Origin of the sequence: Microcoleus harperi Pol14_C6, from assembly GCF_036701295.1 — a bacterium.
GTDB lineage: Bacteria > Cyanobacteriota > Cyanobacteriia > Cyanobacteriales > Microcoleaceae > Microcoleus.
Window position 1 is genome coordinate 1 of record NZ_JAUBQN010000023.1, and the last position, 14663, is coordinate 14663.

At 47.2% G+C, this 14663-nt stretch carries 12 protein-coding genes and 1 pseudogene; 4 read left to right on the forward strand and 9 right to left on the reverse strand.

Going from position 1 to position 14663, the window contains the following annotated elements:
- Nucleotides 1-236: 236 nt before the first annotated feature.
- On the forward strand, nt 237-725 hold the full coding sequence (locus QUA27_RS16415; RefSeq protein ID WP_510175264.1) for a type II restriction enzyme NmeDI-related protein: 489 nt from the start codon (nt 237-239) through the stop codon (nt 723-725).
- A gap of 103 nt (nt 726-828) precedes the next feature.
- On the opposite strand, the pseudogene QUA27_RS16420 reads toward QUA27_RS16415, so the two are convergent.
- The 7 genes and pseudogenes from QUA27_RS16420 to QUA27_RS16450 all read right to left on the reverse strand — a co-directional run.
- A pseudogene (locus QUA27_RS16420) lies at nt 829-1033 on the reverse strand (photosystem II q(b) protein); the annotation flags it as partial.
- Between the two features lie 24 nt (nt 1034-1057).
- Entirely contained in the window at nt 1058-1834 is a 777-nt protein-coding gene (locus tag QUA27_RS16425) for a DUF6816 family protein (protein ID WP_333069120.1), read from the reverse strand.
- Nucleotides 1835-2079: 245 nt separating this feature from the next.
- Nucleotides 2080-2487: a ChuX/HutX family heme-like substrate-binding protein gene (locus QUA27_RS16430; RefSeq protein ID WP_333069121.1), complete on the reverse strand. Its 408-nt coding sequence runs from the start codon at nt 2485-2487 to the stop codon at nt 2080-2082.
- Between the two features lie 178 nt (nt 2488-2665).
- Nucleotides 2666-3619: a PhoH family protein gene (locus QUA27_RS16435; protein WP_333039441.1), complete on the reverse strand. Its 954-nt coding sequence runs from the start codon at nt 3617-3619 to the stop codon at nt 2666-2668.
- Nucleotides 3620-3993: 374 nt separating this feature from the next.
- Nucleotides 3994-4530 carry a KH domain-containing protein gene (locus tag QUA27_RS16440; RefSeq protein ID WP_333069122.1) on the reverse strand — a complete coding sequence of 179 codons (537 nt, stop codon included), beginning with the start codon at nt 4528-4530 and terminating at the stop codon, nt 3994-3996.
- Nucleotides 4469-4753: a 30S ribosomal protein S16 gene (gene rpsP / locus QUA27_RS16445; protein ID WP_006633724.1), complete on the reverse strand. Its 285-nt coding sequence runs from the start codon at nt 4751-4753 to the stop codon at nt 4469-4471. The genes QUA27_RS16440 and rpsP overlap by 62 nt, the downstream gene beginning before the upstream one ends.
- Before the next feature lie 81 nt (nt 4754-4834).
- A complete protein-coding gene (locus QUA27_RS16450; RefSeq protein ID WP_333069123.1) occupies nt 4835-6169 on the reverse strand; it encodes a D-alanyl-D-alanine carboxypeptidase in 1335 nt (444 codons plus the stop codon).
- Between the two features lie 358 nt (nt 6170-6527).
- On the opposite strand from QUA27_RS16450, the gene plsX reads away from it, so the two are divergent.
- The 3 genes from plsX (at nt 6528) to fabD (ending at nt 10040) form a co-directional block, all read left to right on the forward strand.
- Nucleotides 6528-7577: a phosphate acyltransferase PlsX gene (gene plsX / locus QUA27_RS16455; protein WP_333069193.1), complete on the forward strand. Its 1050-nt coding sequence runs from the start codon at nt 6528-6530 to the stop codon at nt 7575-7577.
- Nucleotides 7578-7739: 162 nt separating this feature from the next.
- Complete coding sequence (locus tag QUA27_RS16460) at nt 7740-8741, forward strand: beta-ketoacyl-ACP synthase III (protein ID WP_333069124.1); 1002 nt, start codon at nt 7740-7742, stop codon at nt 8739-8741.
- Between the two features lie 417 nt (nt 8742-9158).
- Complete coding sequence (gene fabD, locus QUA27_RS16465) at nt 9159-10040, forward strand: ACP S-malonyltransferase (protein ID WP_333069125.1); 882 nt, start codon at nt 9159-9161, stop codon at nt 10038-10040.
- A 935-nt stretch (nt 10041-10975) separates the two neighbouring features.
- Here the strand turns inward: fabD and QUA27_RS16470 are convergent.
- Together QUA27_RS16470 and QUA27_RS16475 are read right to left on the reverse strand one after the other, a co-directional pair.
- Entirely contained in the window at nt 10976-11452 is a 477-nt protein-coding gene (locus QUA27_RS16470) for a Crp/Fnr family transcriptional regulator (protein ID WP_333069127.1), read from the reverse strand.
- Between the two features lie 129 nt (nt 11453-11581).
- Nucleotides 11582-14626, reverse strand: a complete 3045-nt coding sequence (locus tag QUA27_RS16475; RefSeq protein ID WP_333069128.1) for a HEAT repeat domain-containing protein — start codon at nt 14624-14626, stop codon at nt 11582-11584.
- Nucleotides 14627-14663 lie beyond the last annotated feature (37 nt).

Genomic DNA, 14663 nt, shown 5'->3' on the forward strand with positions numbered 1-14663 from the left:
ACTACTAATTATCAAGAATTAGGAAAAGCCATAGAGTTTGCGTTCGGACAAGTTACATCGTCAAATATTTTTAACTGGTTTACACACTGCTGTTATTGTACCTCATCTTTTTGAGAAAGGCTATATTTATAAGCACACAAATGAAGAGACTTCTGACGCTAATATTTATAAGCACACAAAAATACAGGGCATATTAGCTGAGCTGGGAAAAAGTTTGGGTTTTACAGTATGGATGGATTGCTAGAAATGACCATCTAAACAAATATAAAAATCAACAACTAGGAAAACTTAGCTCAAAGAACTTTCCTTTAATAGTGCCTCAATATTTTCCTCGAAAAACTGAGAAAAATATTCAGCTCATAGATGTTATTTGGTTCCGAAAAGAATTTCAGCAAATTGAAGCAGCTTTTGAGGTGGAATGCACTACGAGGATTTACTCAGGTTTGCTGCGAATGGCAGACCTTTCACTTTGTTTAAAACGTGTGCTGTTGGCATATAATGCTCCTGATTGTCCTTGCTATATAGTTCTTCCTAAAGCAAAGAAAAAGCTTTTTGAAAAACAGTTAGGCAGACCCATATTTCAAGAGCTTCAAATCTTTCAGCTTTGCAAAGCAATTAATATTGAAGATATAGAATCCAAATGGAAAGAATCCAAGTGGAAGAGTGACCCAAATATTATTCAGAAGATATCTTATGGTTTGGGTCAAGATGCACCCATCAATTGATCGATTGGTAGCTACTTACCTCTTGACCTCATAATGGAGCGATACTTTAAACAAAAAGCGCTTATATTACTACGAGCGCTCTTTGTCAATCAAAAGCTAAAACTTAGCCATTGATAGAAGGAGCAACCATTGCTACTGGGGTAGTTTCACCAGCAGCCAAATCAAGCGGGAAGTTGTGAGCATTGCGCTCGTACATCACTTCACTACATCACTTCCATACCCCAGTTAGCGCGGTTAATCACATCAGCCCAAGTATTGATGACACGACCTTGCGAGTCGATAATCGATTGGTTGAAGTTGAAGTTGCTAGACCGATCGAGATAACAGCTTAATTATGCCCGCACCAACTCCAACCGATATCGATACAGAGCCACAGGATGCCCCCCAGCAGCAAAATAATCCGGGTCTTGCGGCGACAAATAAATCGCTGTCATCTGATCGGCTTCAATTCTTTTACTCGCAGAATCGCCATTTTCTCCGCCTCCAACCACTCGATAAGCCGTTGTTGTCTCCACCTCGTTTAAATAAATATCAGACTCTCCCCGAAAAATCTGCTGAGAAATCTCTGTAGACACAAACTCGCGAGGATTCGGCGTTTCAGTGCCGCGACTGGTAACAATCGAAATTAGTTGGCGTTCCCCTTTCAAAACAGTAATTTGGCGGTTGGGATTGGTCGGATCGACTTTCACCGAAACTACGCCACCATCGCCTAAATAAGCCTTGGCAATATTCAAACCGTTAAAAGTGCGATCGGCTACAATCTTTTGAGCCTTTTTAAAGGTATAATTAGAAATTAACCCAATATTTTTTTCAGGTTGAAATCGCACTTTAAATAATACCGGATGCGGCAAATACTGGCGGTTGCTTTCAAACGCTGGTGTGACAATATTTGGCGCTAAAGGAGCCGCTAAATCTACCAAAGTGCTAGCAACATTCCAATTCCCCGCCATCCATTGGGGATATACCAAATCTCCCTTAGCTACAGCGATAGGAGGCTTGCTTTCCCAATTGGGAAAACTTGATATGCGATCGCCCAAAACCCCTGCCCTTGCACCGCCACCCCACAGCAACACCAGAAAAACCAAACAAAAACCCCAAATTACCTTCATACCCAATTACATTCAAACAACTCACCTTAGATTTCTCTTTCTCTTTTCTCTGCGAGTTCTGCGCCCTCTGCGGTTCATTAATTCAAAAATTAGACAACAAATCAGTTAAACATCATATTTTATACCCTTTTCATAAACAGGCAAGATCCCTGTTGCACAAAAATAAATATTCTGCTTGTGGGGAGTAGGGGTTGGGCATCCTGCCCGCCCCCAATATGCAATTCAAAGGTGGAAAAGCCTATGTTTTAAAGCGCCTCAACAGGTGCTGGTTCCCAAACTTCACCGTATTTTTCCTTCAATTCGTGCCAATTTTCCACCTGTCCTGGTTCGTATTCCCCCGGCTTTCCCCACTGCAAAAACGCACTCAAAGCAGCCTCATTTTGTTCGTCCAGAAAACGGATTGCATAAGTAGTAAAATTGCCTCTTTTCGCCTCGCCAGTTTCAAACTTCACCTGTTTTATTTTGTCCATATTTAGGTGAAACTCAAATATTTCGGCGTGCATATTGGCATACTTACCCTTCGGCAACTCCGCATAAAACAGCTTGTGAATTGAACCGCGCACTTCCAGCACAGCCGCGCTGCTAGTCACGATTAAACGCAGCGTTCCCAATCGTTCGCAAGCTTCCAAGAATTCTTTCAGAGTCGCAGTCATATCAATTTTGGATTGTGGATTGTGGATTAAATCGATAAGAATCAAATGGGAGTTAGAAATTAGGAAAAGGAATTAGAGAAAAAAGGATAAATTTTCCTTCTCCCTTCTCTCCCAGATAAATAAAGCCTTCCTTCTTCCTTATTTTTACCCGATCGCGAAGTCGAAGGGCCTTATTCTTTCATGTTTCGTGCAGTTCGTAAGCAGCGACAATCCGCTGCACTAGAGGATGTCGCACCACATCCGCCTGAGAAAATTCGCAGAAAGCAATGCCCTCAACGTTGCGTAGAATGTTTTGGGCGACTGACAATCCCGACTGTTGGTTTGGCGGCAAATCTGTTTGAGTGATATCGCCCGTTACTACCATTCTCGATCGAAAGCCCAGACGAGTCAACACCATTTTCATCTGAGCCGGCGTCGTATTTTGAGCTTCGTCCAAAATTACGAAAGCATTGCTGAGAGTGCGCCCCCGCATATAAGCTAAAGGAGCTACTTCGATCAAGCCTCTTTCCATTAAATCGGCCATTTTTTCAGGGTCGATCATTTCTTGCAGGGCGTCGTAAAGCGGGCGCAAATATGGATCGACTTTTTGCTGCAAATCTCCCGGCAAAAACCCTAATTTTTCGCCAGCTTCCACGGCCGGCCTGGTTAAAATTAGCCGTTCGTACTGCTTGCTTAATAGCGCTTGCACGGCGAAAATAGCTGCTAGAAATGTTTTGCCAGTACCAGCGGGGCCAATGCAAAATGTCAGGTCGTGCGTGCGTACTGCTTGGACGTATTGCCGCTGCTTGAAGGTTTTGGCTCTAATTTCTTCGCCGCGGCGGGTTCTGGCGAGAACGTCTCGCTGCAAGTCTTGTAAATCGCCTTGGCGGTTGGTATCCAAAGCTTGGCGCGCCGTCTGGATTTCAACTCCGGTAATATTTTTGCCGGATTTCCAATAGTCGGAGAGCGATCGCACTAATTTATGACACAATTCTACTTGACTTTTTGTGCCGGAAATCAGCAGTTCTTGCCCTCGCATTACCAGAGTAGCACCGGTTTGCTTAGAGATCATTTTCAGGTTTTCTTCTTGATTACCCGCCAGCGACATTGCGCTTTGAATGCTCGGTAACTCTATTGTTAGTTTTTCATTCATGCCAACATAAGCTCCTCCAAATAAGCAATTAAAAGTTAACAACTAAACGTTCAACCAGTCACTATTTGGGAACAAAAAAACGCCCGTTACTAGGTTTTACCTAGTATCTAAGGCGTCTTTTAGATTTAGCTCCCAAATGAGTTTGGTGCTTGAGGCACAAATCAAATCTCCCTTCTATTAAGTCAGGCAATTTTAGATTTTAGATTGGAAATTTTAGATTTTAGATTAACCTGATGCCGCTGACATTTGAAATTTTAAATTTCACATTTGTTTCCGATCGCAAAACCGGCAATTTCAAACCAAACGGGGCTTGTAATACAAAGTCTACAACAGGCAATCTAAAATCTAAAATTCCTTCTGGGCTCTGCAGTTAGTTAATAACCGGGAGTATTTCGGCTCGTTCTAAACGTAGGTGTGTTAGTACGGCGAGGTTGTTCTCTCGGAGTTCTGCTAGCTAAGGGACTCGGCGACGGAGGTGGCGTCCGGGGTCGGAAATCGCCTCGCGGCTCCCGCGAGCCACGATCTGGGCGGTCGCGATCTGGGCGATCGCGATCCGGGCGGTCGCGATCGCCCCTGGGCGGCCCAGATCCACGATCGCCCGCTTCACCATCGTATATATCTAAGTAGAGGGACTGACCCGCCGTCTGCGCCACTGCTTCGAGTGTAGTTCTAATTGCCTGAATATTGCGTCCGCCCCTACCGTAAACCCGGCCTTTGTCGGGATCTTCAAAAGCAAGCCTAACCCAGACCCGCGATTGGCGCGGGTGCAGTTCGCAATCAACCCGCAAAGAGCCGGGGGTCTCTAAAAAAGGCCCAATTAAAAACTTAACCAGTCCAGCATAGTTGGGACTAGCTGACTGTTGCTGTGCTGGATTCAACGTTGGCTCCGGCTCCGACTTGTTCAAATACATGGGCTTTTCTCAGGATGTCACGCACGGTGTCAGTTGGCTGAGCGCCTTCTTGCAGGCGCTTGACAATCGCTGGAACATCCAGCCTGGTTTCGTTATTTCTGGGGTTGTAATAGCCGAGCTCTTCTAGGGGACGGCCGTCGCGGCGAGTAGAACTGTTCATCGCTACAATCCGGTAGCTTGTCTCGCGTTTTTTCCCGTATCTCTTCAATCGCAGTTTGATCATCTTCTTGCACAATAGTCTTGTTCCAATTCTAAGCTATTTTGTCAGCGCTCCTTCCCCGAACTCCAACTCAACCCCTATTTCTTAACCTCCCACCAAAATATCGCTACGATTTGCTGCCCCCAAGGCAGGTCTGGCGCCGTCAATGTGCGGTGTAATTGCTAGTGGCAAAATCGATGCACTTCCCCACTGCTGCACCAATTTTTGCAAAAATATATCTTGCTGCGCTCTCAAAGAGTCCCAATCGGTGCCGCGATTAATAATTGCAAACCAAACTAAACCCCGATCTCGCGTGGGTATGGCTCCAGCCAAAGCAATCACCGTGTCCAAAGTACCAGTTTTCACCACAGCCGATCGCGGAATGTGCCGATGTTCCACAGTGCCTTTATCCCGCCCCGACACCGGAAACAAGTCAGCAATCGTCAGGCCAGTAGTCTGAAGGTTGCGCGCGATCGCCTGCATCATCCCACAAGCCGCCCTCGGAGACATCTGATTTTCCACTCCCAATCCCGAACCATTAACTAATTGAAGTTCCTCCTCCGGCACCCCCGCAGCCCAAGTCGCTTGCTGCTGGACTATCTTTGCCCCGCCCAAATCGTCGGCCAGCATCTGAGCCATTTCATTATCGCTGTGGACGTTCATCTGCTTGAGAATTTCGGCTAAAGGCAGCGATCGGCGTTTCAGCAGCAAATGCCCCGAACTCACAAATTTCTCAGCAATGACGCTGCCGGCAACAGTTACTTGCGGCTTTCTAGTTCCCGGAGCCATCTTAGAATACATTGCCACCACGTCCGCAGGCCAATTGCTACCCTCAAGAGTTTGCCGCAGAATCTCCCCGGCAGCCAAAGGATCGGACTCGTAATTCATGCGGAAATTGCCTGTCACAACCAAATTTCCCGTCACGCGCTCGATACCCATTTGATTGAGAGCATTGCCAACGGCGATCGCCTCCTCCCACACAAACAGCGGATCGCCCCCGCCACTGACCACCAAATCTCCCTGCAATACACCATTGCTAATTGGCCCCGTTGCTAGGAACCGCGTTTCAAACTGATAATCCGCGCCCCAAGTCTCCAGCGACGCCAGAGAAGTTGCAATCTTAGTCAGCGAAGCCCCAGGCATCAGCATTGTCCCCTGCTGACTTACCAGCGGCACCATTCCTGCTTGCACCCAAATTCCCTGATTGCCGTCAATCAAGTTCTTGTCTTTCAACTCTTTTAAATATTCCCGCACTGTCGCTTCTGCGGGCAAGTCTGGATTTGCCACATTTATTCGCCCAAAAGCCAAATCTTCGGCCACCACTAACCCGGGTATCCCTCCCCGCCAAGCCAGCACTGACGCAGCATTAGGCGCGACAGTGCCTACCCCAGCCATGTCCAGCCACAGAGACATCATCCCTGAGCTAAATAAATCCAGCATTTTTTACTCCTAAAGTCAATCAATTTTAGATTTTAGATTTGAGATTTTAGATTGAAGAAAGCGCTCCCACTGATAAATCCGGAGGCTTGTGATGAGGATGGGCAGCTTTTCTCTCCCTCCACGGATGAATCCGGGGGTCCCTGACTAAAGTGCTTGCGGTCATGTAAACTATTCCATTGATTTTTTCAATTTGCAGTCAAAAATAGTAAAGTAGTGACAAAACAAGTTCTATCAGAGTAGTCGGAAATGAGAATTGTCCGATCGCCGTTGCGAGCGGATTTTAGTTCTTTATTCAGACTTCTGGATTCACGCTCCTGACTTCCTGGTAGAATTTTTAGTGTTTCTCAAACATTGGTCAATGGGATCGACACGCGCAAGAATTGCAATAGACGCTATGGGTGGGGATCATGCCCCCGCCGAAGTTGTAGCTGGAGCGCTTAAGGCACAAGAAGAATTAGGCGTAGAGATTTTGCTGGTGGGCGACCCGCAGCAAATAGAAGACTCGCTCCGGCAACAAGACGCGATCGGCCGCGTCTCTACAGGTCAGCTAGAAATCGTTCCTTCTGAAGGAGCGGTGGAAATGCACGAAGAACCTTTGAGTGCTCTCAAACGCAAGCCCAACGCTTCGATTAACGTAGCGATGAACTTGGTAAAGCAGCAGCAAGCTGATGCTGTGGTGTCCGCCGGTCACTCCGGCGCGGCAATGGCTGCTGCCCTGCTGAGGTTGGGGAGGCTCCCCGGAATCGATCGCCCTGCGATCGGTGCGGTTTTGCCGACAATGGTACCGGGCAGCTCTGTACTTATTCTCGATGTCGGCGCTAATGTGGACTGCCGCCCCAAATTTTTGGAGCAGTTCGCTCTTATGGGAACTATTTACAGCCAGTGCGTGCTGGGCGTCGCCGAACCTAAAATCGGCCTGCTCAACATTGGCGAAGAACCTTCTAAAGGCAACGACGCAGCGGTACGTACCCACCAGTTATTGGTGGACAACCCGAACATTCCTTTTGTGGGCAATGCCGAAGGCCGCGACGTGCTGTCGGGGAAATTCGACGTAATTGTCTGCGACGGGTTTGTCGGCAACGTGTTGTTGAAGTTTGCCGAAGCGGTGGGCGAAGTCGTGGTGCAAGTGCTTAAGGAAGAATTGGCTGCTGGACTCAAAAATCAAATTAGCGCTCCCCTCCTGCAAGAAAGCCTCAAGGGGTTTAAGCAGCGGGTAGACCACGTTGAACACGGTGGCGGTTTGCTATTGGGCGTTGCGGGAGTTTGCATTATCAGCCACGGTTCGTCTCAAGCTGCCTCGATTTTTAATGCCATTCGTTTGGCGAAGGAGGCTATTGACAACCAAGTGCTGGAGCGAATTCGATCTTCCAATCACCAAAGCGCTCTGGAACAAGAAGCTGTGAATTAGAGGCAGTAAGTAGGAATTAAAAATTAAAAATGTAAAATTAAAAATGTCAGCTTAAACCCACTGTTTTGCTTAAAAAAAGTAATTTCAGCAGTTTAAAAATAATTTTAATTGGTAGTTTTTAATTTTTAATTTCTCGATCGAACAGCGAGTAAATGGAGAGGAATGTTGCAGCAATCAGGGTTCGGCATTGCCGTCACAGGTAGCGGTTCTTGTACACCGCAGGTTTCGCTGGATAATAACGGTTTGAGTCAGATAGTAGAAACTTCTGACGAGTGGATTGGGGCGCGGACAGGCATTCGTTCCCGCAGGCTGGCGGACGATCGCACTTCTTTGTGCGATTTAGCTTCGGAAGCATCGCTTCAGGCGATCGCAATGGCAGAAATTTCGCCGACAGATATCGATTTAATTATTTTGGCGACTTCCAGTCCTGACGATTTGTTTGGCACTGCCAGTAAAATTCAATATCAGTTGGGCGCGACAAAAGCTGTGGCTTTTGATTTGACAGCAGCTTGTTCGGGCTTTGTTTTTGGTTTAGTTACAGCCTCGCAGTTCATTCGGACAGGGGTTTATCAAAATGTTTTGCTCATCGGAGCCGATATTTTATCTCGCTGGGTGAATTGGTCGGATCGGGGTACTTGCATTCTATTTGGAGACGGTGCAGGTGCGGTGGTATTGCAGGCCTCAGAAGTCGATCGCTTTTTGGGATTTGAAATTCGCAGCGACGGAACGCAAAATTCCTCTCTCAATTTGGCTTATAAAGCAGAGTCAAAAGGATTAATTGAGGGCGTGAATATCGCCCAAGGTGGATTTCATCCCATCACCATGAACGGTCAAGAAATCTATCGTTTTGCCGTAAAAAAAGTGCCGGAAGTCATAGAAAAAGCTATGTTTCGGGCAAATATCAGCGTTGCTGAAATTGACTGGCTGCTGTTGCACCAAGCCAATCAGCGGATTCTGGATGCAGTTGCCCAAAGGCTAAAGATTCCCCCCGAAAAAGTAATTAGTAATTTGGCGAATTACGGCAATACCTCAGCGGCTTCAATTCCCCTTGCCTTAGACGAAGCCGTGCGTATGGGTAAAGTTAAAGCGGGCGATACTATTGCTGCTGCTGGTTTCGGTGCAGGTTTGACTTGGGGGGCGGCAATTTTTAAATGGGGAAGATAATATTTGGCGGCCGTTTGTAAACTTGCTCCGGTTATTGTCGGGAGTTCGATCGAGTAAAATACAAATCCTTTAACACGCCATACGTAAGGCAAGGTTCGCAGCGGTGAACCACCTCGACATCAGTTATTGACAAGCGCGTGCTGAAATGGAAAATCCTCTATTCTTCGATCGACTTTCCCCGGCTTGAAGCTTGAAAATTGTGCTACGGCTATTAATCAGATGCCAGTAGCAAAAAAAAATAAACCTGGTAAAAATAAACCTGGTAAAAATCACAGTTAGATGTTACAATTGTGAGTCGCGAGTAGATAGTTCGTTAACCGAAAGATAGCGGATACCAGCGAGCGAACTTAGAAGCGGAAAAGAAAGAATTTTTGCAATCACCAATTAGCAACCACCAATTAGCAGATTACCGGAAAAATGACTAAAACAGCATGGGTATTTCCCGGACAAGGTTCCCAGGCGATCGGGATGGGTGCAGACTTATTAAACTTGCCAACAGCCAAAGCCAAATTTGAGCTCGCTAAAGAAATTTTAGGCTGGTCTGTCCCGGAAGTTTGCCAAAAAGAAGAAGCAAAACTATCTCGGACTCTCTACACTCAGCCTTGCTTGTTCGTAGTAGAAAGTATTTTGGCCGACTTAGTGCGAGAAAAAAGCGACCGGCCAGCGGTAGTTGCCGGTCACAGTTTAGGAGAATATGTTGCCCTCTACGCAGCAGGCGTATTTGACTTTGAAACCGGATTGCGCTTAGTCAAACGCCGCGCCGAACTCATGGACACTGCCTCCGGCGGGCAAATGGTGGCTTTGATCGGGTTCGACAGGCAGGAACTAGAATTGCAAATTCAATACAGCCGAGACGTAGTGCTTGCCAATGACAACAGCGAAGCACAAGTCGTGATTTCTGGAACGCCCGCAGCAGTAGAAGATTTGCTTGCCAAAATCAAAGTCAAACGCGCCGTTAAATTGAATGTTTCTGGTGCGTTTCACTCTCCCCTGATGGCATCAGTGGCTGCAGAGTTTCAACTAGCCTTAAAGTCTGCAAAATTTTCCGATGCTAAAATGCTGGTGCTCTCGAACGCAGAACCGTCAGCCACTACCAGCGCAGCCACTTTAAAGCAGCGGTTGACTCAGCAGATGACCAAAGGCGTGCGGTGGCGAGAAATTTCTCTGCAATTGCCACAACAAGGAATTGATCGAGTAGTGGAAATTGGCCCCGGCAAAGTTCTGACAGGTTTGATCAAACGGACTTGTCCGGATTTAGGCCTAGTAAATGTTAGCAGTTTTGCAGATTTACCCACTTAATCTATGTCTAGCCTGTTATTCAACGGCAGGGTAGAAAATTGAGAGTTAACAGGGCAAGTTTTGGAGGGGTTTATAGGCGTGAAAATTGTTTAATTGCCCATGACTGCGGTCGTGAGTGAGTAGCATCTATGATGAATTTAGTTCGCATTCACAATTAGCAGTCATTTTAGCAGAGGGGGCACAGAGCTATAAAGCTGATAAAGCAACAACTTTAGCCTGGTTGTCGCCCCCTGAAGCAGGTCAGTTTAAGCACTGTCGTTATAGTCCGTCGGCACAGAGAATCAGGAAAGGAAACCACCACGGAAATTAAATTCTATCTGAGAAGTTTAGAAGCTCAGGCTAAGCGACACAACCAAGCGATTCGTTCTTATTGGACGGTGGAAAAGAGTTTACATGGGGTGTTAGATGTCACCTTCAATGAGAATGCCAGTCGGACTCGGTCTGATTATGCCCCCCAAATCTGAGCTGGCTCGGTCATTTAAGTGTTAATTTACTCCAGCAGCAGCCGTCCAAGATGAGTTAAAAAATGAAACATTATAAAGCTCGTATAGATAATGATTGCCTGATTCAAATCCTCAAAAGTAGTGTGAGTGAGATTTGAGCGGGTCTTAATGCAAGCACTACTTATCATAATCAATACCCAGAATAGATGATGGAGATTAATCAATGACGTAGAACCCCAATTCGGTAGTATCAGGCTATCACCAACCTACTAAAATTGGGGGGTCTTACTTCACGAGTATCTCTTGAATGCTGGTCTCAATTTTTTGAATAATTCCTCGCTATTAGGTATCTCTATTAAGATGCGATTACCCTGGGATTGTGTAATCTACCAGAGAAATTGTGCGTATTCGTCATCGCTATTGGCACCTTAAAGAAGATAAATTGTGCAGAATTACCGATCGACTAAAAACACAATTCACAATTCCCCAATTTCATCGCATTTCATGAACCCTCACAGTCTCTGTAGGAGGCATAATTGCCTCTTTAGCATTTAACTTTTGATTCAACTCCCGAATCCGGCGCGACAGCAAGCGAATAATATTCACAGCAATTCCCGGTGTTTCATCAATCGCATCGTATAGCTGCATTTGAGTCAGCATCAAACACTCGGATTGTTCGAGAGTAGAAATAGAAGCCGATCGAGGTTCTGCATCAAACAGCGACATTTCCCCGAAACAAGCCCCCGCTTTCAACTGTGCCAAATCCCGATCGCCTATATGCACCCGCACCGTTCCCGATACCAGAATATAGAGAGACCGACCTTCTTGTCCTTCCGTAAAAATCCTGTGCTTGGAAGGAAACGAAAGTTCATCCATTACCGATGCTAGACGCACGAGAAAATCATCCCGCAGTTCCTTAAAAATCGGAACCTCCCTCACAAACAATAGGCGTTCGACGCTGGTTAACATAATGAGATGCAGTGATTAATTTAAACTTAAAAAGGGGAAGGAGAAGGGGAATAAAAACGGTTGACGGTTGACGGTTGACGGTTAACTGTTGACTGACAATAACAACTGCCAACTGACAACTGACTAATGTTACCTTTTTCCCCCAGCACCCAACTCTGCCATCATCTCTTCAACTTGAGCGGATACCAAATTATCGGGGTCATTTTGCAGCCTGGGCAACAATTCGACCAAAGCCCGCGGCGAGGCTATTTTCAAATAGGCTAACACTGCTTCGCGGACAAAACCCGTCGGGTGCTGCAGACAGACGAGAGTTTGTTGAGCCGTAAGACTCCAGCGCGCTTCTCTCGCCAAGTGAAAGCAGCACGCCAAGGCCCAATCCGAAAGGAAGTGGCGCAATTCTAGCAAGCGGCGCAAACGATCGCTAGGGGCTAGAGGTTTGTAAACCATCAATTCGGAGAGGTTGCTCAATTTTTCTCTTTCCGAGTGTTGGTCTAACAAATTGATGAGCGATCGCTTCCTAGCTATATCCACAGTATTATCGAGAATTTCCAATCCCCTAGCAACCAAAGAAGGTTGGCCGGAAGCGATGTTGAAAGCAGCCGCTTGTACCGTGTCAAGCGGATAAAGAAACTTCATCAGCAAAAAACACCGCTCCCTAGCATCAGCTTCCAACCCCGCCAGAGCACGCTGCAACAATTGAGCCGTATCGTTCCCCTGTTCCCGGGCACCCTTGGCATCTCGCTCTGAGAAATTGCCGTAGCTTGTTACCCCAGACAAATCTACCAGACCTGCATAAATTTGACCGATAAACATTAACTCCTGTTCGATAAGAGTTTCCAAGCCGCTACGGCCGATGCGGTCTAGAACCCCTTCTATCCCCGCTTCCGAAGGCATTTTCAACAGGATGCGGAGGATATTGCGCCTCGTCGTTCCCCAAGCCGTCATCAAATTGCTCACCAAAATGTCGATCGCCTCCGGAGTTCCAATTTGACCGAGAGCCGTCCAAGCTTGCAACCTGACCAAATCCGGCTTGTGGATGTCCTCAGCCAAATACACGAGCAAAGGAATGGCGTCGTTGTGAAGTTTGACTATAGCCTGCAAAGCCGCTTCCCTAGTCGATTTGTAACCAAGTCCGCGCAGCAGCGAAGGATAATATTCTTCCGAATGAGTAGACGAAATCACGTCTAAAAGAGCGCAGCGCACTCGCAGAGATTCATCTTGCAACAGATTGGGGATATGCAGCCGCAGTCCTTGCAAATAATCAGCTTCTCCCAGAGCCCGCGTCCCCATAACACGTTCCCGCTCTTGCTTGTGTGTCAGCATTTGCCGCAGCGTATTAGTAGCCTCTGCCTTTTGCTGGCGATCGCCCCTTCTCATAATTAAAGCAGCCGCCGTACCCCGCACCACCGGATCGACCGTCGGCTGCAAGTAAGGCCGCAAGCTCTCAATATTCGGTTCAGCTTCCGTTAGCCAGATGTAGCGCAAAGCCAAGGCCAGAACCTCCGGTGGCAAGGATTGCTGCGAAAGTGCGCGGACAGATTCTAAATATGCGGGGTTCGGGTGTTGCAGCATCGTTTCCAAGCTCTGGCGCTGCAAACCAGGGGACAGCGAATCGAGGAGGGGAGCGAGAACTTCTCCCACATTTTTGGGGTCAATTTGCGTCAGGAGTTCTATGCAAGAGCGCTTTTCATCTTCGCCTCCCGGCTTTTGTAGAGTTTCCACCACTGCGCGCTTGAGAGCTTTGAGGTCAACGTCTGTGACGCCCAAGCGTCCCCGCTCCGCACTTTTGACCAACAAGCCCACGTATTGAGAGCGGATCAGCCATACAACAAACACCCACAACAGCGCCAATATTACGATCGCGCCAATAAATATTAAGCTTTGCTGGTCGTGAAATACACTTTCGTCTTGCTGGGGGAGTATTTTGCCTGTCACCCACAGCATAATCAAGATGCCTACTCCTGTAGCTCCGCAGGACAAAGGTTCGCCCACACCGTTGACCAAAGTTTGAATTCCCGATCGAATGTTGTCGGGAATCGGTTGAAATAACACCGGGCTAACGGTTTCCAAAAGCGTGTAGTGAAGCAGTTCGTCTAAAAATCTCAGCAATATTAGCCCGATAAACACAGATACTAGCTGCCCCAGAGATGCTCCCAGGGTCAGCACCCCGAGTATAGCGATGCCCGCCGGCAAAATCATCGCCGTCACAAATACACCGATTCTTTCCACCAACCTGCTCGAAGCGAACCACTGAGTCGCCACTTGAAACAGACCTTGTATGCCTTCATAAATGCCCAGGAAGCTAGCGATCCAGCTAGCTCCGTCCCCCGGGTTTTGGTATTCTAACTGGCTGTAGAATTGGAAATCTACCAGCACGTAGACGACTTCTGCGAGGATGAAGAAACTGACTAGAGGTACGGCGTATTTTTGGAGCGGACCTGTAACTTTGCGGGCGGTAAATTCTTCTTGGTCGTCGTCTTCGTCATCATCTGTCCAGTGAGCCGTTTCCGGAAATGCTTGGCTGTATTTTTCCGTGAGGTAGTAGAGCAACACCGAGCCTGTCGCCACCATCAACCCCGATATGAGGGTAACGTTTTTGAGTCCGACTACGTACAGCAAAACAGGCAGAGAAAATCCACTGACTACTCCAGCTACTAAATAGCCGCTACTGACTAGCGGATAGGTGCGCTTGATTTCTCTAATATTAAACAGTTGGTTGGAAGTGATAGAAGTATTAAGGTCGTTGAGGACATAGCAAGCTTCTACCCACAGCCACATCAAAAAAATAGTAATAAAAGCGATGCTGACGCCAGCTATCTTAATATTTTCGTAGCCGATGCCGAATCGAAACAAAAATAGCGGTATCGACATCATTGCCAGAACAACCACTACGGTGCGCCTTAGCGGGAGGATTTTTTGCAGCCACGAGTAGACAAATCCCAAGCCAGAACCGATAAAGGCGCTGGCTATGTAGATAAAAGGCATTTTGTCTGCACCAAATTCATCTAGAAAAAGACCTACTGTGCTGAGTTCCAGCCAGATCAGCCCGACGGAGGTTAGAGTGTATACTACGAACATCAGTATGGTTCGCTCTACTTCTTCCGATCGCAGGTTGAGCGATCGCAGCACTCCTTGTCTTACTCCCGCCGAACCGCTGATTTGAAAATTTTCCATGCAGCGTTGATTTCCCTGTGTGGTAGCTTATTCCTGA